Annotated in this window: 20 protein-coding genes; 12 read left to right on the top strand and 8 right to left on the bottom strand. The window is 72.2% G+C overall.

The window, feature by feature from the left end:
- Positions 1-67: 67 nt before the first annotated feature.
- Positions 68-1,003, top strand: coding sequence for a LysR family transcriptional regulator (locus AB0M16_RS32135; RefSeq protein ID WP_365349255.1), 936 nt, complete (start codon positions 68-70; stop codon positions 1,001-1,003).
- Here AB0M16_RS32135 and AB0M16_RS32130 read toward each other — a convergent pair.
- Positions 1,000-2,880: a serine/threonine-protein kinase gene (locus AB0M16_RS32130; RefSeq protein ID WP_365349253.1), complete on the bottom strand. Its 1,881-nt coding sequence runs from the start codon at positions 2,878-2,880 to the stop codon at positions 1,000-1,002. The genes AB0M16_RS32135 and AB0M16_RS32130 overlap by 4 nt on opposite strands.
- Positions 2,881-3,204: 324 nt before the next feature.
- Here AB0M16_RS32130 and AB0M16_RS32125 point away from each other — a divergent pair, with 324 nt between their 5' ends.
- The gene (locus tag AB0M16_RS32125; protein WP_365349251.1) at positions 3,205-4,158 is read left to right on the top strand and encodes an NADP-dependent oxidoreductase; all 954 of its coding nucleotides are present in this window, start codon (positions 3,205-3,207) and stop codon (positions 4,156-4,158) included.
- Between the two features lie 48 nt (positions 4,159-4,206).
- On the opposite strand, the gene AB0M16_RS32120 is transcribed toward AB0M16_RS32125, so the two are convergent.
- Complete coding sequence (locus tag AB0M16_RS32120) at positions 4,207-4,704, bottom strand: MarR family transcriptional regulator (RefSeq protein ID WP_365349249.1); 498 nt, start codon at positions 4,702-4,704, stop codon at positions 4,207-4,209.
- A 96-nt stretch (positions 4,705-4,800) separates the two neighbouring features.
- Between AB0M16_RS32120 and AB0M16_RS32115 the strand changes: the two genes are divergently transcribed.
- Together AB0M16_RS32115 and AB0M16_RS32110 are read left to right on the top strand one after the other, a co-directional pair.
- The gene (locus AB0M16_RS32115; RefSeq protein ID WP_365349247.1) at positions 4,801-5,262 is read left to right on the top strand and encodes a MarR family transcriptional regulator; all 462 of its coding nucleotides are present in this window, start codon (positions 4,801-4,803) and stop codon (positions 5,260-5,262) included.
- A gap of 100 nt (positions 5,263-5,362) precedes the next feature.
- Positions 5,363-6,250 (top strand): glycoside hydrolase family 19 protein, encoded by an 888-nt coding sequence (locus AB0M16_RS32110; RefSeq protein ID WP_365349245.1) that lies wholly within the window; start codon positions 5,363-5,365, stop codon positions 6,248-6,250.
- Here AB0M16_RS32110 and AB0M16_RS32105 read toward each other — a convergent pair.
- A complete protein-coding gene (locus AB0M16_RS32105; protein ID WP_365349243.1) occupies positions 6,247-6,717 on the bottom strand; it encodes a MarR family transcriptional regulator in 471 nt (156 codons plus the stop codon). The genes AB0M16_RS32110 and AB0M16_RS32105 overlap by 4 nt on opposite strands.
- Positions 6,718-7,344: a DJ-1/PfpI family protein gene (locus tag AB0M16_RS32100; RefSeq protein ID WP_365349241.1), complete on the bottom strand. Its 627-nt coding sequence runs from the start codon at positions 7,342-7,344 to the stop codon at positions 6,718-6,720.
- Between the two features lie 258 nt (positions 7,345-7,602).
- On the opposite strand from AB0M16_RS32100, the gene AB0M16_RS32095 reads away from it, so the two are divergent.
- The 3 genes from AB0M16_RS32095 (at position 7,603) to AB0M16_RS32085 (ending at position 10,519) form a co-directional block, all read left to right on the top strand.
- A complete protein-coding gene (locus AB0M16_RS32095; RefSeq protein ID WP_365349239.1) occupies positions 7,603-8,964 on the top strand; it encodes an aspartate aminotransferase family protein in 1,362 nt (453 codons plus the stop codon).
- 88 nt (positions 8,965-9,052) lie between these two features.
- On the top strand, positions 9,053-9,757 hold the full coding sequence (locus AB0M16_RS32090; RefSeq protein WP_365349237.1) for a GntR family transcriptional regulator: 705 nt from the start codon (positions 9,053-9,055) through the stop codon (positions 9,755-9,757).
- Between the two features lie 108 nt (positions 9,758-9,865).
- Positions 9,866-10,519 (top strand): hypothetical protein, encoded by a 654-nt coding sequence (locus tag AB0M16_RS32085; protein WP_365349235.1) that lies wholly within the window; start codon positions 9,866-9,868, stop codon positions 10,517-10,519.
- 225 nt (positions 10,520-10,744) lie between these two features.
- Here the strand turns inward: AB0M16_RS32085 and AB0M16_RS32080 are convergent, their stop codons facing one another.
- Positions 10,745-11,491 carry an SLATT domain-containing protein gene (locus tag AB0M16_RS32080; RefSeq protein WP_365349233.1) on the bottom strand — a complete coding sequence of 249 codons (747 nt, stop codon included), beginning with the start codon at positions 11,489-11,491 and terminating at the stop codon, positions 10,745-10,747.
- Positions 11,492-11,749: 258 nt separating this feature from the next.
- Between AB0M16_RS32080 and AB0M16_RS32075 the strand changes: the two genes are divergently transcribed.
- From AB0M16_RS32075 to AB0M16_RS32065, 3 genes are all read left to right on the top strand, one after another.
- Complete coding sequence (locus AB0M16_RS32075) at positions 11,750-12,085, top strand: YbaB/EbfC family nucleoid-associated protein (protein ID WP_365349333.1); 336 nt, start codon at positions 11,750-11,752, stop codon at positions 12,083-12,085.
- Between the two features lie 84 nt (positions 12,086-12,169).
- On the top strand, positions 12,170-12,769 hold the full coding sequence (gene recR, locus AB0M16_RS32070) for a recombination mediator RecR (RefSeq protein WP_365349231.1): 600 nt from the start codon (positions 12,170-12,172) through the stop codon (positions 12,767-12,769).
- A gap of 47 nt (positions 12,770-12,816) precedes the next feature.
- Positions 12,817-13,470 carry a DUF5063 domain-containing protein gene (locus AB0M16_RS32065; RefSeq protein ID WP_365349229.1) on the top strand — a complete coding sequence of 218 codons (654 nt, stop codon included), beginning with the start codon at positions 12,817-12,819 and terminating at the stop codon, positions 13,468-13,470.
- 232 nt (positions 13,471-13,702) lie between these two features.
- Here AB0M16_RS32065 and AB0M16_RS32060 read toward each other — a convergent pair whose 3' ends face one another.
- From AB0M16_RS32060 to AB0M16_RS32050, 3 genes are read right to left on the bottom strand one after another with little or no spacing between them, the layout of a single operon-like run.
- Positions 13,703-14,455 (bottom strand): amino acid ABC transporter ATP-binding protein, encoded by a 753-nt coding sequence (locus tag AB0M16_RS32060; RefSeq protein ID WP_365349227.1) that lies wholly within the window; start codon positions 14,453-14,455, stop codon positions 13,703-13,705.
- Positions 14,452-15,366 carry an amino acid ABC transporter permease gene (locus AB0M16_RS32055; protein WP_365349225.1) on the bottom strand — a complete coding sequence of 305 codons (915 nt, stop codon included), beginning with the start codon at positions 15,364-15,366 and terminating at the stop codon, positions 14,452-14,454. The genes AB0M16_RS32060 and AB0M16_RS32055 overlap by 4 nt, the downstream gene beginning before the upstream one ends.
- Entirely contained in the window at positions 15,363-16,247 is an 885-nt protein-coding gene (locus AB0M16_RS32050; RefSeq protein WP_365349223.1) for an ABC transporter substrate-binding protein, read from the bottom strand. The genes AB0M16_RS32055 and AB0M16_RS32050 overlap by 4 nt, the downstream gene beginning before the upstream one ends.
- Before the next feature lie 236 nt (positions 16,248-16,483).
- Between AB0M16_RS32050 and AB0M16_RS32045 the strand changes: the two genes are divergently transcribed.
- Both AB0M16_RS32045 and AB0M16_RS32040 read left to right on the top strand, forming a co-directional pair.
- The gene (locus AB0M16_RS32045; RefSeq protein WP_365349221.1) at positions 16,484-17,755 is read left to right on the top strand and encodes an aspartate kinase; all 1,272 of its coding nucleotides are present in this window, start codon (positions 16,484-16,486) and stop codon (positions 17,753-17,755) included.
- Positions 17,756-17,771: 16 nt separating this feature from the next.
- Positions 17,772-18,932, top strand: coding sequence for an aspartate-semialdehyde dehydrogenase (locus AB0M16_RS32040; protein WP_365349219.1), 1,161 nt, complete (start codon positions 17,772-17,774; stop codon positions 18,930-18,932).
- Positions 18,933-19,139 lie beyond the last annotated feature (207 nt).

Genomic DNA, 19,139 nt, shown 5'->3' with positions numbered 1-19,139 from the left:
GTTTGTGCAACCAGCCTGCATCCGCGCGGAGTTGCCCGTCCAAGATCCGTCGTGATAGCCCATGGGCATGACCACCAGGGACGTGCACGGACGGGATCTGCGGTACTTCCTCGCGGTCGCGGAGGAGCTCCACTTCACGCGCGCGGCCGAGCGTCTCTACGTCTCGCAGCCCGCGCTCAGCAAGCAGATCCGGGCCCTGGAACGGCAGCTCGGCGCCCCGCTGTTCGACCGGGACCGGCAGGGGGTGCGGCTCACCGCCGTCGGCGCCGCCCTGCTGCCGCACGCGCGCGCGGTGCTCGCCGCCTGGGCGGAGGCCGACGCGGCCGTACGGGCGGCCCGGGCGGCGACCGGTGCCACGCTGGTCGTCGGGATGAGCACCAGCCCGGGGCGGGGCGGGCTGCTCCCCGCGATCCGGTCCCGCTTCACCGAGAACCACCCGGCGGCGCGGACACGGCTGCGGCAGGTCGGCTGGGAGGATCCGACGGCCGGTCTCGCGGACGGCGCCAGCGACGTCGCCTTCGTGTGGCTGCCGCTGGCCGGCCCGGAACGCTTCCGCTGGGTCGTCGTCGCCACCGAGCCCCGGCTCGTCGCGCTGCCCGAGTCGCATCCGCTGGCCGCCCGCGAGAGCCTCGACTTCGCCGAGCTGCTCGACGAGCCCTTCCTCGCGCTGCCGGACACCGGGCCCGAACTGCGCGACTACTGGCTGGCGTCGGACGCCCGCGGCGGGCGCCCGGCGGTCGTCGGCGCCGAGATCGCCAGTGCCGACGAGACCTACGAGGCGCTGGTCGGCGGCCTCGGCATCTGCCTGGTCGCCACCGGCAACGCCCCGCTCCTCACCCGCGGCGGGGTCGTCACCCGCCCGGTCCGCGGCGTCACCCCCAGCCGCCTCGTCCTCGCCTGGCGCGCCGACGACACCCGCGAGCTGGTCCGCGACTACGCCCGCGCGGCGGCGGCCGTGGCGGGGCGGGCGGACGCTGGGACAGGTCCGCGAACGCCCCTCTAGTCCTTGTGGAACTCGCCCGGCTCGGCGTCCGTCATCGGATAGACCAGGAGCCGGTCCTCGCCCTTGTAGCGGACGATGTCGACGTAGCTCGCGAGGCCGGCGGTGGGGCCGCACTCGGGGTCCGAGCCCGGTTCCGCGGTCTGCGGGCCGATGACCAGCGGGCTGCCCGAGCCGGCGAGGAGCGCCGTGAAGGTGCAGCGGACGGACTCCGAGGTGGGGTTCCCCTCCTGGTCGGTGCGCGGATAGCCCTGCTCGTAGCGGAAGACGGCGGAGCCGATCGGCCCCTGGGTGAGCGTGACCTCGTCGGTGTAGCGGTCGACGTTCTTGCCGAACACGGCGGGGTCGTTCCGCATCCGCCAGCTGCCGAGGAACTTCGCCGGAAGGATCTCCGAACCGGTCCTGCCCTTGCGGAAGGTGGCCTTCACGGCGCCCGAGGTCCACTCCAGGACCTCGGGGGAGCGCAGCGTGAGGGTCTGCTGGGCGGAGGGCGTGCAGCGCTGGGCGGGCACGCTGGTGGTGACGTCGGACTCGCCGAGGAGCAGCTTGTCCTCGTCGGCCGAGACGAGCCGGGACCGGCCCATGCACAGCCGCTCGTCGGTGACGTGGACGTAGACGGCGGCCTTGCTCCCGGCGGCGCCCTGGGTGATCTCGAGCCGGAAGGTCTCGCGGGGGTGGCTGGCGGAGCCCTGCAGGATGCCCTCCCAGGCGCCGAGGAAGGTCGCCGGGACGATCCCCGAGGGCCGGGCGGAGGGCGTGCCGGTGCCGCCGCGCGCCGTGTTCTTCTGCCCGTCGGTGCCGGCCCCGGCGGTCGCGCCCGGCCAGTACGTGTAGCCGAGCGCCCCGGCGGCCGCGACGACGAGCGCCGTGAGGGCGGTGACCAGGGCGCCGCGGCGGCGGCGCCGCGGCGCGGGGGCGGTGCCGGTGCCGGCACCGGCGCCGGGCGGCAGCGGGGTCGCGGGGGTGGGGTCGCCCGCGTCGGCGGCCGCAGTGCCCTCCGCCTCCAGGAGCTTGGCGGCGTGCCGGCCGAGGCGGGCGAGCACGTCGGCGGGCAGCCACGGGTCGGTGACCTGGAGGGTGTCGACGAGCTCGGTCGCCGAGGGGCGCCCCGCCGGGTCCTTGCCGAGGCAGGCCCGGATGAGGCCGGCGAGTTCGGGCGCGAGTCCGGTCAGGTCGGGCTCGTCGTTGGCGATGCGGAACATGGTGGCGTGGACACCGCTGTCGGAGCCGCCGAAGGGGGAGCGCCCGGTCGCCGCGTAGACCAGGACGGACCCCAGGCAGAAGATGTCGGAGGCGGGGGTGAGCCGCTCGCCGCGCACCTGTTCGGGGGACATGAAGCCGGGCGAGCCGACGACGGCGCCGGTGCTGGTCAGGCCGTCGTCGGTGACGGTGTCGAGGGCGCGGACGATGCCGAAGTCGATGATCTGCGGACCGTCGACGGTGAGCAGCACGTTGGACGGCTTCAGGTCGCGGTGGACCAGGCCGGCGGCGTGGATGTGGGTGAGCGCGCGGGCGAGTCCGGAGGCGAGGGTGCGGACGCTGTCGGGCGGCAGCGGCCCGTAGTCCTCGTTGACGACGGTGCGCAGCGAGGGGCCGGGCACGTAGCCGACGGCGACCCAGGGGACGTCGGCCTCGGTGTCGGAGCCGAGGACGGGCGCGGTGCCGGTGCCGCCGACCCGTTCCAGTGCGGCGACCTCGCGGGCGAAGCGGCGCCGGAACTCGTCCTGGGCGGCCAGCTCCGGGTGCACGACCTTCACCGCGACGGCGCGTCCGCCCGCCGAACGTGCCAGGTACACCCGGCCCATGCCGCCCGTGCCGAGCCGCCCGAGCAGCCGGAACGGTCCTATGGCGACCGGGTCTTCCGCGTTCAAGGGATCCACGTCGAAAGAGAATGCCAGACCTGCCCTCCGCGGGCCCGCCTCATCCCTCCCCGCAGATCGTCCGTGGCGCGGGGCAGGGGCCGGTGGTTGACGACCGCACCGAGCGGCGCGGTGAGGACGGCGATGACGTCTCGGGGCCCACCCGGTCCACGGACGCCACCGTGCGGACGGGTGTGCGGTTCGGGGTGGCAGTCTCGTTCCGGCCACGTGGAGTGCGTCCTTCCGTCAGTCGTCTCGCTGTCGTGTCCCACCACGTCCCTGTTGCCGGGGGTGGCGGGCGTGGGTGTAATGGCGACGAGGGGGCTTCCGCAGGAGGAGATCCCCATGCGTGTCGTCGAAGTCACCGCCTTTGGCGGACCCGAGGTGCTGAGCATGGCCCGCCGCCCCGAACCCGAGGCCGGCCAGGTGCCGGGCAAGGTGCGCGTACGGCTCAAGGCGGCCGGCATCACCATCGCGGACATCAGGATCCGGGCCGGTCTGTACGTCGACCAGATGGGTGATCTGCGCCCTCCCTTTGTCCTCGGCACGGACTTCGCCGGCAGGCTCCTCGACCCGGCGCCCGGCCCCGGGGGCACCCTGCCGGCCGGAACGCGGGTGGCGGGCACCGTGCCCTGGTACACGGACCTGACGGGGCAGGGCACCTACGCGGAGGTCATCTGGGCCGACCCCGAGTGGCTGGCCCCCGTCCCCGACGACGTGGACTTCACCGCGGCCGCCTCCGTCCCGCTGGCCGCGCTCACCGCCCAGCACGGCATCGAACAGCTGGACCTCCCGCCCGGGGCCGTCCTGCTCGTCACCGGTGCCAGCGGCGTGGTGGGCCGCTTCATGGTCCAGCTCGCCTCGGCGGCCGGACTGCGGGTCATCGCCGTCGCCTACGAGGGCGACGAGAGCGAGCTGAAGGTCCTCGGCGCCAAGGAGTGCGTCCCGCGCGGGGAGCCGCTGGAGGTCCTGCGCCAGGTGCGGGAGCACGTCCCGGACGGGGTCGACGGCATCTTCGACGGGGCTCTGCTCGGCACCGTGGCGATGGCCGTCCTGAAGGACCGCGGTGTCTTCGTCTCCATCGCCCCGGACCGCGTCCCGGTGTCCGAGCGCGACATCCGTGTCGAGTTCGACCGCGCCATGCCCGACGCGGTCCGATTGAAGGGGATCCTGGAGAAGGTGGCGGAGCGGGAGCTCATCACCCGCGTGGCCGATGTCATGCCCCTGGAAGAGGCCGCCGAGGCACACCGCCGCGCGGAGTCGGGCCACCGGCCCGGGCGGATCGTCCTGATGATCTGAGCCGCCCGCCAGGGCACGGGGCCCGGCCGAGCGCTCCGGGCCCGGTCGTCACGCCGTCAGCGCCGCGAACTCCGCGTCGGCCCGCTCCGTGACCAGCGCGAGCACGCGGCCGGCGGCGGCGAGGTCCTCGACGGGTATGCCGCCCCAGATCCGGGCCGAGACGGGGGCGGTCGCCGCCGTGAGAGCGGCGAGCAGCTCGCGCCCCGCCGTCGTGGGGCGGATGTGCGCGCCGTCCTCGACGAGCAGCTCCTCGGCCTTCAGCTCGTCGAGCGTGGCGCGGATGTCGGCCGGGTCGGCCTTCAGGGAGCCCCGGACCTGGGCGACCAGCTCCTCCGGCGTCTGCGGGGCCTCGGCGGTGACGGCGGCGCGCAGCGCGATCTGCTGCGGGAACGTCGTGCCGTGCCGGGCCAGGACGACCTCCAGGACGCCCCGGGCGGCGTAGTGCGCCAGACCGAGGGCGCGGGCGTCGGCGAGAGGTCCGGTCGTGGCGGCAGCGGTGGCGGGCGTGGACGTGGAAGACACGGAAGACACGGAAGACACGGACATGCTCGTTCACTCCTCTAACGTTTGGGTCACTAACGTTTGTCGCACCAACGACATTAGATCGTTCGTGCCACTAACGCAAGAGGTAATCTGCACGGCATGACCGAGACCCCGCAGGGCGCCGAGATGGACGAGGCGCAGACCCCCGACCGCCTCCGCGGCCTCCCCAGCCGCCTCCTCGCCATGACCGCCGCCCGGGCCGACCGCGTGGTGGGTGAGCGCCTCGCCGTCGAGGACGCCCGCAAGTGGCACTACGCGGTGCTCGCCTCGCTCGACGAGCGCGGTCCGACCAGCCAGGCCGGCGTCAGTCGTCGCACCGGCATCCATCGCAGCGATCTCGTCGCCGTCATCAACGAGTTGGAGGAGCGGGGCCACGTCGCCCGCACCCCCGACCCCGCCGACCGCCGCCGCAACGTCGTCACCCTCACGCCGCAGGGCCGCAAGCACCTCGAGCGACTCGACAGGGTCCTCGCGGACGCGCAGGACGACCTGATGGAGCCACTGTCCGTCGCCGAACGCGCCCTGCTCGTCAGTCTGTTGGAGCGTGTGCTCGCACGCTGAGCGAAAAGGTCCGGTCCGGTTCGATCTGGTCCAGACCTATTGACAGGTACAGACCAATCGCGGTTCGCTCGTCCTTCCCCCACACCGGAAGGACGAGCGCATGCTGCGACGTCTGCTCACAGTCCTCGCCGCGATCTGCACGGTCGTCGGCCTCGCCGTACTCCTGCCCACCGGCACCGCGGGCGCGGCCCCCGCCTGCGTGGCCGCCTGGAACTCCTCCGCCGTCTACACGGGCGGCATGACCGCCTCGTACAACGGCCACAACTGGTACGCCAAGTGGTGGACGCAGAACGAGCGTCCCGGCACCGCGGACGTCTGGCGCGACGAGGGCACCTGCGGCGGGGGTGGCACGACCCCGCCGCCCACCACCGGATTCGTCGTCTCCGAGGCCCAGTTCAACCAGATGTTCCCGAGCCGGAACTCCTTCTACACCTATGCCGGGCTCACCGCCGCGCTCGGCGCGTACCCCGGTTTCGCCACCACCGGCAGCGACACCGTGAAGCGGCAGGAGGCCGCGGCCTTCCTCGCCAACGTCCACCACGAGACCGGCGGCCTGGTGTACGTCGTCGAGCAGAACACCGCCAACTACCCCCACTACTGCGACGCCACGCAGCCCTACGGCTGTCCCGCCGGTCAGGCCGCGTACTACGGCCGCGGCCCCATCCAGCTCTCCTGGAACTTCAACTACAAGGCCGCCGGTGACGCCCTCGGCATCAACCTCCTGGCCGACCCCTACCGCGTCGAGCGCGACGCGGCCGTCGCCTGGAAGACCGGCCTCTGGTACTGGAACACCCAGAACGGCCCCGGCACCATGACCGCGCACAACGCCATGGTCAACGGCGCGGGCTTCGGTGAGACGATCCGCTCCATCAACGGCGCCCTGGAATGCAACGGCGGCAACCCGGCCCAGGTGCAGAGCCGGGTCACCAAGTACCAGCAGTTCACCCAGATCCTGGGCGTCCCCGCCGGCGCGAACCTGTACTGCTAACCCGCCCCCTCCGGGTCGCCCGGGCCCTCCAGGGACTCCAGCGCCCTGGACAGCCGCTCCAGGACCCGCACCGTCTCGTCGAACGCCTCCTGGCCGCCCAGCTCCTTCATGAGCCGGGCGGCCAGTTCCGCGTGGCCCGGGTCGATGCGGCGGACGGCGGCACGGCCGGCGTCGGTCGGGGCGAGGAGCTTGGCGCGGCGGTGGGCGGGGTTGGGTGCGTAGGCGGCCAGGCCCTCGCGTACGAGGAGGTCGGCGACGCGCTGGACGCTCTGGCGGGTGATGCCCATGACGCGGGCGATGCCGGAGACGGGGAGCGGCTCGGGGAGCACGGCGCCGAGGACCTGCCACCAGGCGGCCGTCAGGCCGGCCGGCTCGGCCAGCCTCTCCGAAACGGCGAGGAGCTGGCCGTTGAGGCGGAAGACGCCCAGGGCGGTGCGGCTGAGCGCGTCCTGTTGTGCTCGGGTCATCTATGCATCATCGTCCGCGTTCAGCTCGGCGAAGGCCGCGGGGTCCGAGTCGTGGAAGAGGCGGTACCAGGCGTCCCGCCGGCCCTCGTACGCGCCGAGCCGGGCGAAGACCTCGCGTGCGAAGGCCACCGGCTCGGTCGGGCCCGCCGTGATCAGGTCGCCGTCGGTCACGGCGTCCGCCTCCACGTAGTGCTCGCCGCCCCGGTAGCCCGTGGCGGCCAGGTAGAAGGAGGCGGCGCTGGTGTGCGGTCGGGAGTCCAGCAGGCCCTCCTTGGCGAGGCCCGCCGTGGCGCCGCAGATCGCGGCGACCGGCACGCCGGCGTCGAGGAAGGTGCGGGCCTTGGCGGTGAAGGGGGCGAGTTCGTCGCCCTCGTCGTACTTCTCGGCGCCCGGAAGGATCAGCAGCGCGCTGTCCTCGGGGTTCAGGTCGGCAAGGGAGAGGTCCGGGACGATCCGGACGCCGGCGATGGTCGTGACGGGCTCCCCGTCGGAGCGGGCGTCCGGACCGACGGTCCGGACGGTGTACCCGGCCCGGGCGAGCCAGGCGGTGGTGTGGCCCGTCTCCCAGTCGGCGAGGGTGTCGTAGACGGCGAGATGGACGGTCGTGGGTGCCTCGATCTCAGTCATGACAGCAGACTGTCACTGTGACAGCTTGCTGTCAATGTCGAGAGGGGGGTGGGGGTGCACGAGAGCCCCGCGGGCGCCCTTGGAATCCGGGCGCCTGCGGGATCCGTGTCTCTCCGGAGCCCGCGGCCCCCGCCCCCGTCCGGGGCCCTGCGGAATTCGTCGCGGGACATGCTCCCGGCAATCTGTCTCGTCCCTCCCGGTCTCGGTGGACAAGATGGTCATGGCCCGCCCTACCTGCGGTTCCTTACCCTCGGAGCCATGACCCCTCATGTCGTACCCGACCCGCAGGCCGGAGCGGCCGTCAAGGCCGCCGACCGTGCGCACGTGTTCCACTCCTGGTCCGCCCAGGGCCTGATCGACCCGCTCGCCGTCGCCGGCGCCGAGGGTTCGTACTTCTGGGACTACGACGGCAACCGCTACCTCGACTTCACCAGCGGTCTCGTCTACACCAACATCGGCTACCAGCACCCCAAGGTCGTCGCCGCGATCCAGGAGCAGGCCGGCAAGCTCGCCACCTTCGCGCCCGCCTTCGCCGTGGACGTCCGCTCCGAGGCCGCACGCCTCATCGCCGAGCGCACCCCGGGCGACCTGGACAAGATCTTCTTCACCAACGGCGGCGCCGAGGCCGTCGAGAACGCCGTCCGCATGGCCCGGCTGCACACGGGCCGCCACAAGGTGCTCTCGGCCTTCCGCTCGTACCACGGCGCGACCTCCACCGCGATCAACCTGACCGGCGACCCGCGCCGCTGGGCCTCCGACACGGGCTCCGCGGGCGTCGTGCGCTTCTGGGCGCCGTTCCTCTACCGCTCCCCGTTCTACGCCGAGAACGAGCAGCAGGAGTGCGAGCGCGCCCTCGCCCACCTCGAGGACACCATCGCCTTCGAGGGCCCGCAGACCATCGCCGCGATCATCCTGGAGACCGTCCCGGGCACCGCCGGCATCATGACCCCGCCGCCGGGCTACCTCGCCGGCGTGCGCGAGATCTGCGACCGGTACGGCATCGTCTTCGTCCTCGACGAGGTCATGGCCGGCTTCGGCCGCACCGGCAAGTGGTTCGCCGCCGAGCACTTCGACGTCGTGCCCGACCTGATGACCTTCGCCAAGGGCGTCAACTCCGGCTACGTGCCGCTCGGCGGCGTCGCCATCAGTGCGAAGATCGCCGCCACCTTCGAGACCCGCCCGTACCCCGGCGGTCTCACCTACTCCGGGCACCCCCTCGCCTGCGCGGCCGCCGTCGCCACCATCCAGGTGATGGCGGACGAGAAGGTCGTCGAGCAGGCCGCCCACCTCGGCGAGAACGTCATCGGCCCCGCCCTGCGCGAGCTCGCCGAGCGCCACCCGTCGGTCGGCGAGGTGCGCGGTCTCGGTGTCTTCTGGGCGCTCGACCTGGTCAAGAACAAGGAGACCCGCGAGCCCCTCGTCCCGTACAACGCGGCGGGCGAGGCCAACGCGCCGATGGCCGCCTTCGGCGCGGCGGCGAAGAAGCACGGCATGTGGCCCTTCATCAACATGAACCGCACGCACGTCGTCCCCGCCTGCAACGCCTCCGAGGCGGAGATCAAGGAGGGACTCGCGGCCCTCGACGCGGCGCTGTCGGTCGCCGACGAGCACACGGTCTGAGGCCCCCGGCCTCACGGTGCGTGAGGTGATCGGCCCTCTCCGCGGTCTGGACTAGGGTGTCCGGAGCCGGACGGAGGGGGCCGACCACATGCCCGCGAGCGGAGCTGTCACCCGCAACACCCTGCGGCAGCAGATCGCGGACGCGCTGCGTGACGAAGTCCTCGCGGGGCGTCTCCAGCCCGGCGAGGAGTTCACGGTCAAGCAGATCGCCGAGCAGTACGGCGTGTCCGCGACGCCGGTGCGCGAGGCCCTCGTCGACCTGTGCGCCCAGGGGCTGCTCGACTCCGACCAGCACCGCGGCTTCCGCGTGCACCAGTTCTCGGTCGACGACTACCGGGGCATGGTCGAGGCCCGCATGCTCGTCGTCGACGGCATCTTCCGCCGCCACGCCCCGCAGACCACCCCCGTCGACCCCGAGGTCTCCGTCGGGCTCGCGCTCGTGTCGATACGGCGCAGGGGCGAGGCGGCCGCACGCGCGGCCCGGGCCGGCGACCTGGACGTCCTCATCGGCTACGACATCCGCTACTGGCGCGAGCTGGGCCGGCTGGTCGCCGCGAACGACCACATCGCCGACTTCCTGCACCGCTTGCGCGTCCAGGCCTGGGTCTTCTCCGTGCCCTATCTGCGCTCCGACCGTGATCTGGTGGGCTGGCTGTGGAGCGGGCACGTCGATCTGGTGGACGCGATCACCCGCGGCGACGCCGAGGGCGCCGTCGCGGTCGTACGGGACTACAACGCGCGGTCGCTGGAATGGGCGGACCGGCTCGACCGGCGTTCGGGCCGTACGGGTTGAGGACGCCCTTCCGGGGGCAGGCACCCAGCGGGTGGGCGTGGAGTGAAGGCCCGACTACCCTGGCCGTCCCTGCACCCGACCCCGCAACTGACGGAGAGCGAGCCTCCCTTGGCCTGTGACCTGTGGCTGGTCCCCCTCGTCGACGTGCTGTGCCACAGCCCCGACAACCCCTTCGCCGAAGAGATCGCCGTCTACGACCAGGCGCTGACCGCGGCCGGCCTGCCCACCGTGCCCGTCTACGCGTACATGCCGGGGCTCTCCGGGGACGTCGCCCCGGTCGCCGGGTTCGACTACGAGGCCCTGCACTTCCTGCGCCGCGCCTATCTGCTCCAGATGTGCGGTCTGCCCGTCGAACCGGTCGGCGAGCTCGGCGGGGACTACGAGCAGCTCCTGGAGATGTTCGAGGCCACCGCCCAGCAGTCCCACCTGGTGTGGCACTACGACCACGCCGGCGCCTACGTGCCGGTCGACTTCCCCGTGCCGCTGACCAACGACGAGCTCCTGGAGGGCGGCGGGCCGCTCGGCTCCTCGCACGGCCTGCTGCGCGAGCTGGAGTTCGTCGCGCCCGCGATCGGCATCGACCCGGCCAACCCGCCGTCCGCGCCGCGGCCCCCGGAGCGGCCCACCGCCCTGGACGAGCCCGCGGCTCCCGCCCCGTACCAGGACGACAGCCCCTTCGCGCGCGAGCGGCACGTGTGGCTGGGACTCCACGCGGCGGCGACCCGGAGCCTCGGCCAGGGCTCCATGATCATCCTGAGCTGACACGCCGGCCCTCCGCAGGGTCGGGCGTCAGCCCCCTCCCGTACGGGTACGGATACGGCCAGGGGCCCGCCGTACCCGTACGGGACCGCCCGTAAGGGCCTCAGCCCGCCCCCGCCACCCCCCGTTCCTGGGCGGCTCCGGCTGCCGCGGCGCGTTCCGCGCCTCAGCGGGGCTTCCGGCTGCCGCAGCGCGACCTCCGCCGCCCTCAGTAGGGCTCCGGCTGCCTCAGCGTGGCTCCGGCGGGCGCTGGCGGGGCATGTTCGGGCGGGTGCCCGGCGGGAGCGGGAAGCGACCGGAGGGGTGGCCGCTCTCCGGCCGGGCCGGGGTCGTGCCGACCGACTGCAGGGCCAGCGGCGCCGGGCCCGAGCGGAACTCGACCATCCAGTCCGCCGTCTCGGCCCGCACCAGCTCCGTCACGTCCTCCGAGAAGCGGCGCAGCACGCCCAGGCAGCGCTCGGCGGCCTCGCTGGCCGTGCCCTCCGTGGGGCCCAGGACCTCGCGCACGCTCTCCGACGCCCAGTCGAACTGGAGCGCCTGCAGCCGACGCTGCACGGCCTGCGCGGTGGCCACGTCCCTGATCCAGCCCGAGGTCAGGCCGAAGTAGCGGTCACAGGCCAGACAGGCCGCGCCGAGCAGCAGCGACAGATAGCCCCAGCCGGCCGTCCCTTCGGCCGCCCCGGTCAGGTCGAGCAGCGGCAGCGCGGCACCCGCGATCACGCCGAGGGCGGTGCCGATGCGCAGCGCGCGGGCGCAGCGGCGCTTCCAGACGCGGTCGGAGAGATACCACTCGGCGGTGCGCAGGGCGTTGGACTCGACCCAGCGGTAGAGCTCGTCGAGACGTTCGGCGGGCTCGCCCCAGTCGCCCAGCGGGAAGGGCGCACCGGTCAGGTCCCGGTGCGCGGTCGGGCCACCGGGCCTGCCCGGTCCTTCGGGATTCCCCGGCTGCGGCTGCATGTCCGGCTGCTGGCTCACCGGGGAACTCCTCTGTTCAGCTCAGCGCTCGTGTCCTTCTGTGACGTGCGGTGCACGTGGTGCCTGCCCTTCCTACCGCCGAATGGTGGGCTGTGGGCCCGGAATCCCGGGATTTCCGCCCGCAAGAGGGTGTTGATCAGGTAGAGGAGCCCGCAGTTTCTCACTCGAAAGTGTTGTGTCGGCACCCCGGTCGGGGACCACGTAGGCTCGGTTTACCGATCCGCATCCGCGTACGCAGACCAGCAGGAGTGAGTGACCGTGATCCCCGGTGGTGGCCAGCCCAACATGCAGCAGCTCCTCCAGCAGGCGCAGAAGATGCAGCAGGATCTCGCTCGCGCGCAGGAGGAGCTCGCCCGGACCGAGGTCGACGGGCAGGCGGGCGGCGGCCTGGTGAAGGCGACCGTGACGGGCTCCGGCGAGCTGCGCGGGCTGGTCATCGACCCGAAGGCGGTCGACCCGGAGGACACCGAGACCCTGGCCGACCTGATCGTCGCGGCCGTCCAGGCCGCCAACGAGAACGCGCAGGCGCTCCAGCAGGCCAAGCTGGGCCCGCTCGCGCAGGGCCTGGGTGGCATGCCGGGCCTGGGCTTCTGACCCGGACAGCATTCCCGTACATCTTCTGCGGCTGGTTTCCAGCCACTACCGTAAGAATCAAGCACTCCCGAGAAGGGCGTTCCGTTGTACGAAGGCGTGGTTCAGGACCTCATCGACGAACTGGGCAGGCTGCCCGGCGTCGGTCCCAAGAGCGCGCAGCGGATCGCCTTCCACATCCTCCAGGCCGAGCCGACGGACGTGCGCCGGCTCGCCCAGGCGCTCCTGGAGGTCAAGGAGAAGGTCCGGTTCTGCGCGGTCTGCGGCAACGTGGCCCAGCAGGAGCAGTGCAACATCTGCCGTGACCCGCGCCGGGACCGGACCGTCATCTGCGTGGTCGAGGAGCCCAAGGACGTCGTCGCGATCGAGCGGACCCGTGAGTTCCGCGGGCGCTACCACGTGCTCGGCGGCGCGATCAGCCCCATCGAGGGCGTCGGCCCGGACGACCTGCGGATCCGGGAGCTGCTCGCGCGGCTCGCGGACGGCACCGTCACGGAGCTGATCCTGGCCACCGACCCGAACCTGGAGGGCGAGGCCACCGCGACGTACCTGGCGCGGATGATCAAGCCCATGGGCCTGAAGGTGACCCGTCTCGCCAGCGGTCTGCCGGTCGGCGGCGACCTGGAGTACGCCGACGAGGTCACCCTGGGGCGTGCCTTCGAGGGGCGGCGGCTGCTAGATGTATGACGACCGGGTCCGTGCGCACGACGGCGCACTCTCAGGGAGGCTCCTCGATGTCTGACGCCACGCTGCACTCCATCACGCAGGACCCGGACGACTTCGCCGTCCAGATCGCGGACTCGATCGAGAGCTTCATCGTCGCGACGACCGAGGTCGCCAAGGGCGACGAGCCCGACAGCGCGGTGCCGTTCCTGCTCCTGGAGGTCTCCCAGCTGCTGCTCGCGGGCGGGCGGCTCGGCGCGCACGAGGACATCGTCCCGGACGAGCGCTACGAGCCCGACGCGGGTCCCGACATGGACGTGGACGACCTGCGCGAACGCTTCGCGGTCATGCTGGAGCCGGTGGACGTCTTCTCGGAGGTCTTCGACCCGTACGAGCCGCGCAAGGCGCCGGTGCCGGCCCGGATCTCCGACAACCTCGCCGACATCGTCCTCGACCTGCGGCACGGCCTCGCCCACTACCGGGCCGGCCGGACCAGCGAGGCGCTGTGGTGGTGGCAGTTCTCGTACTTCTCCAACTGGGGCCCCACCGCCTCCGCGACCCTGCGCGCCCTGCAGTCCCTGGTCGCCCACGTCCGCCTCGACCAGCCGCTCGCCGCGCTCGACGGGCTGGACACGGACGAGGACCTCACGGAGGAGGACCTCGCCGAGGAGGCGGGTCGCGTGATGGCGGCGGAGCTGGGCGGCCTGGGCCGGCCCCAGGCCTGACGGGCCCCTGCAGCCCACCGGGGTGGGAGCGGGCCCTGAAGCCGCCCCACTTCCACGGGGTGCGAGCGGGTCCTCCGGCCGACCGTGGTGCGAGCGGGTCCTTCAGGGCCTTCAGGGCCTTCAGGGCCTTCAGAGCCGCCCCGCCTCCACTGTGGGCCGAGCGGCCTTCAGCCGGCCGGGGTGCGAGCGGCTCCTCCGGCCGACCGCGGTGCGGGCGGTTCCTGTAGGGCCTTCAGAGCCGCCCCGCCTCCACGATCCGGCTCAGGAAGCGACGGGTGCGCTCGTGCACGGGCGCACCGAAGACCTCGGCCGGGGTGCCGCGCTCCAGGACGACGCCGTTCTCCAGGAAGCAGACCTGGTCGGCGACCTCCCGGGCGAAGCCCATCTCGTGGGTGGCGATGACCATCGTCATGCCCTCCTCCTTGAGGTCCCGCACCACGTTCAGGACCTCGCCGACCAGCTCAGGGTCGAGCGCCGCGGTGACCTCGTCGAGGAGCAGCAGCCGCGGCCGGCTCGCCAGGGCGCGGGCGATCGCCACGCGCTGCTGCTGGCCGCCGCTGAGCCGGTCCGGGTACTCGCCCGCCTTGTCGCCCAGTCCGAGCCGGTCGAGCAGCTCGCGGGCCCGCTCCTCGGCCGCCCGCCGCTCGGCCCGGTGGACCCGGCGCGGGGCGAGGGTGATGTTGTCGAGCACGCTCATGTGCGGGAAGAGGTTGTACGCCTGGAAGACGACGCCGATCCGGCGCCGTACGGCGTCGGCGTCGACGCGCGGGTCGGTGATCTCCTCGCCGTCGAGGAAGATCGCGCCGTCGTCGACCTCCTCCAGCAGGTTGGAGCAGCGCAGCAGGGTCGACTTGCCGGAGCCGGAGGCGCCGATGAGGACCGTGACCGTGTGCTGCGGGACCGCCAGGTCGACGTCGCGCAGGACGACCGTGGGCCCGTAGGTCTTGCGGACGGACTCCAGGCGGAGGACCGGGGTCTGCGTCATACCGTGCCTCCCTGCGACTGGCGCCGGTTCATGCGGGCCGTGACCCAGTCGGTGAAGCGGGTCATGGGGATGGTGAGCACGACGAAGACGAGGCCCGCGACGACGTACGGGGTGTAGTTGAAGGTCTTGCTGGACAGGATCTGCGCCGCGTACACGGCGTCGACCGCGCCGGCGATGGACACCAGGCCGGTGTCCTTCTGCAGCGAGACCAGGTCGTTGAGGAGCGGCGGCACGACCCGGCGTACGGCCTGGGGCAGCACGACGAAGCGCATGGTCTGCGCGCTCGACAGGCCGAGCGAGCGGGCGGCGGCCCGCTGGCTGGGGTGGACGCTCTCGATGCCGGCCCGGAACACCTCGGCCATGTACGCCGAGTAGGTCAGCACCAGGGCCGCACCGCCGAGGACCACCGGGTCGGTGGGGACGCCCTGGAGGCGCAGCGCGGGCACGCCGAAGATCACCGCGAGCAGGCAGATGATGAGCGGCAGGCCGCGGAAGAAGTCGACGTACGCGGTGGCGAGGGCGCGCAGCGGGAAGAGGGCCGGACCGCGCAGGGTGCGGGCGACGGCGAGCAGCAGGCCGAGGACGAGCGTGACGGCGCCGCAGACGACGAGCAGGCGCAGGTTGAGCCACAGGCCGTCGAGGACCTGGGGCAGTGCCTGGCGCGCGTACTCGGCGCTGAAGAAGGTCTCCTTCGTGCGCGGCCAGCCGGGGGAGCCGGTGACGACGAAGTAGAGCACCGCCAGGGTGACGGCGGTGCTGAGGGCGGCGACCGCGGTCGCGCGGCGGGTGCGGGAGCGCTTGTGGCGCTCGCGCTCGATCCGCCGCGCGGAGGGCGTGTACGCCTCCTCGGGCGCGCCGCCGGGAGCGTCCCGGGGTGCGTCCTCGGACGCGTCTTCCTTCGTGACGGTCACTTGAGCACCGGCGCGCCCGCCGCCTCGGACAGCCACTGCTTCTCGATCGCGGCGAGGGTGCCGTCCTTGCGGAGGGCGTCGACGGCCTGCGAGACGCAGGAGGTCAGCGCGGAGCCCTTGTCGAGGACGAGGCCGAACTGCTCCCGGGCGCCGCCGGTGGTCTCGAACTGGCCGACGACCTCGGCCTCGGGGACCTCGGCGCCGGTGATGTAGAACGCGGTGGGCAGGTCCACGACGATCGCGTCGACCTGGCCGTTCTTGAGGGCGGCCTTGGCGAGGTCGTTCTTCTGGAAGACGGCCGGCTGCTGGTCCGGCGCGATCTGCTGGTTGATCACGTCGAGGCTGGTCGTGCCGACCTGTGCGCCGAGCTTGGCGCCCTTGAGGTCGGCGAGGCTCGTGGCCTTGGCGGCCTTGGAGGACTTGAGGGCGATGACGGCCTGGCGGACGTCGTAGTAGCCGCTGGACAGGTCCACGGCCTTGCGGCGGTCCTCGTTGATCGACACCTGGTTGATGTCGAAGTCGAAGCTCTTCTCGCCGGGCGCGAAGGCGTTGTTGAAGGCGACCTTCTGCCAGGCGACGTCGCCCTCGGCGAAGCCGAGCTTCTGGGCGACGGCGTACGCGACGGCGGACTCGTAGCCCTTGCCGTTGGCCGGGTCGTCGTCCTGGAACCAGGGGGCGTACGCGGGGGTGTCGGTGCCGACGGTCAGCTTGCCCTTGGCCTTGGTGGCCAGCGTGCCGGGGGCGCAGGACGCGGGCTTCCCGGCGGCCGACGCGGAGGCGGAGGGGCCGCCGGTGCTCTCGGGCTGCGGCGCGCAGCCGGACGCGGCGAGGGCGACGAGGACGGAGGCCGCTGCCAGGGTGAGGCTGTGACGTGGACGCATGCCCGGAGATTGGCACCCGTCCGGGCGTCTGTCCAGGTCACGAGGGTGCCGTCTCGTATGCCGAAACGTTTGTTGAGGGGGTGTGACGGCGGTGTTGCCGGAGGACCGGGCGGGCCGGTGATCACGTTCTGAGCCGCGCGTCTCACCATGCGATATACCGGTGGCGTTTCAGCGTCCCTCGTTAGACTGAGCCGACCGCAGTGCCAGCTGTGGCTAGGACTGAGCGAGGAGCGCACGTGGGCCTTGTCGTGCAGAAGTACGGAGGCTCCTCCGTTGCCGATGCCGAAGGCATCAAGCGCGTCGCCAAGCGGATCGTGGAAGCCAAGAAGAACGGCCACCAGGTGGTCGTCGTGGTATCCGCGATGGGCGACACGACGGACGAGTTGATCGATCTCGCCGAGCAGGTATCCCCGATGCCGGCCGGCCGTGAGTTCGACATGCTGCTGACCGCCGGAGAGCGGATCTCCATGGCCCTGCTGGCCATGGCGATCAAAAACCTGGGCCACGAGGCCCAGTCGTTCACGGGCAGCCAGGCCGGTGTCATCACCGACTCGGTCCACAACAAAGCGCGCATCATCGATGTCACGCCGGGCCGTATCCGCACGGCGCTCGACGAGGGCAACATCGCCATCGTCGCCGGCTTCCAGGGCGTGTCCGCCGACAAGAAGGACATCACCACCCTGGGCCGCGGCGGCTCCGACACGACCGCCGTCGCCCTGGCCGCCGCGCTCGACGCCGAGGTCTGCGAGATCTACACCGACGTCGACGGCGTGTTCACGGCCGACCCGCGCGTGGTGAAGAAGGCGAAGAAGATCGACTGGATCTCCTTCGAGGACATGCTGGAGCTCGCCGCCTCCGGCTCCAAGGTGCTGCTGCACCGGTGCGTCGAGTACGCACGCCGCTACAACATCCCGATCCACGTCCGCTCCTCCTTCTCGGGGCTGCAGGGCACGTGGGTCAGCAACGAACCGACAGGGGATCTGAAGGTGGAGCAGGCCATCATCTCCGGTGTCGCGCACGACACCTCCGAGGCCAAGATCACGGTCGTCGGCGTGCCGGACAAGCCGGGCGAGGCCGCGGCCATCTTCCGGGCCGTCGCGGACGCCGAGATCAACATCGACATGATCGTGCAGAACGTGTCCGCCGCCTCCACCGGGCTCACGGACATCTCCTTCACCCTCCCCAAGGCCGAGGGCCGCAAGGCCATCGACGCCCTGGAGAAGACGAAGACCACGATCGGCTTCGACTCGCTCCGCTACGACGACCAGATCGGCAAGATCTCCCTCGTCGGCGCCGGCATGAAGACGAACCCCGGCGTCACCGCGGACTTCTTCAAGGCGCTGTCCGACGCGGGCGTGAACATCGAGCTGATCTCCACCTCGGAGATCCGCATCTCGGTCGTCACCCGCGCCGACGACGTCAACGAGGCCGTCCGCGCCGTCCACACCGCCTTCGGTCTGGACAGCGACTCGGACGAGGCCGTCGTGTACGGCGGCACCGGCCGCTGACCGCCGGAAGCCTCCGATGAGCGGCAAACCGACGCTCGCGGTCGTGGGAGCGACCGGGGCCGTCGGTGCGGTGCTGCTCCAGATGCTCACGCACCACGCGGACGTCTGGGGCGAGATCCGACTCCTCGCCTCCTCCCGCTCGGCCGGCCGGAAGGCAGCCGTGCGGGGGGAGGAGTGCGAGGTCCTCGCGCTGAGCGAGGAGAACCTGACGGGCGTCGACGTCGCCCTCTTCCTCGTGCCCGACGACGTCGCCGCGCGCTGGGCGCCGATCGCCGCCGCCAAGGGCACGGTGGTCGTCGACACCTCCACGGCCTTCCGGGCCGACCCCGACGTGCCGCTCGTGGTCCCCGAGATCAATCCGCACGCCGTACGAATCCGGCCGCGCGGCATCGTCGCGAGCCCCGGCTGCACCACCCTGGCACTGATCGTCGCCGTGGGCGCGCTGCACGCCGAGTTCGGCCTCACGGAGCTCGTGGTCACCGCCCAGCAGGCCGCCAGCGGCGCCGGACGGGCGGGTACGGGCGCACTGCGCGAGCAGCTGGCCCTGGTCGCCGACGGGGAGCTCGGCACGCACCCCGGCGACGTACGCCGGGCCGTCGGTGATCACACCGGGCCCTTCCCCGGTCCCCTCGCCCTGAACGTGCTGCCCTGGTCCGGGGCGCCCGCCGCCGACGGCTGGTCCTCGGAGGAGCTGGGCGTCCGCGAGGAGACCCGCAAGATCCTCGGTCTGCCGGGCCTGCGCGTCGCCGCCACCTGCGTCCGGGTGCCCGTGGTGACCGGGCACTCCGCCTCGGTGCACGCCCGCTTCGAGCGCCCGCTGACCGTCGAGCGCGCCCATGAGGTCCTGGCGACCTCGCCCGGTGTGGTGCTGTACGACGACCCGGCCACGGGCGACTTCCCGACCCCCGCCGACGTGGTGGGCACCGACCCGACCTGGGTGGGCCGGGTGCGGCGGTCGATGGACGACGAGCGGGCCCTGGAGTTCTTCGTGTGCGGCGACAACCTGCGCAAGGGTGCGGCACTGAACGCCGTGCAGATCGCGGAGCAGATCGCGGGACAACGCGCGGAACAACCCGGGGAACAACTCGCGGAACAATTCGGGGAACAACTCGCGGAACAATTCGGGGAACAACCCGGGGAACGACGCGCGGACCGGGTCGCCGAGGACGGTGTCTGACCGAACGTGGCCGGATCTGTCGGTCCGCCCGTTCCCCGGTGTCCGGAAATCGGCATCGCCTCACCGTTGAAGTTTGTAGGATCTGTGAAAGCCCTGTGAGCAAATCGGCTTCAGATGGCTCTTGATCAGGTCATATGTCCTGGACGACGATGCTGTTCCGTCCCCTCTGCAACCGGTGGCCGGGCGGGAGGCGTCTTCGCGTGCACC

Source organism: Streptomyces sp. NPDC051921, assembly GCF_040680975.1.
In the GTDB taxonomy this organism is placed as follows: domain Bacteria; phylum Actinomycetota; class Actinomycetes; order Streptomycetales; family Streptomycetaceae; genus Streptomyces.
Note: the sequence above shows the minus strand (reverse complement) of the source record. Positions and strands in the feature narration are given on the sequence as shown.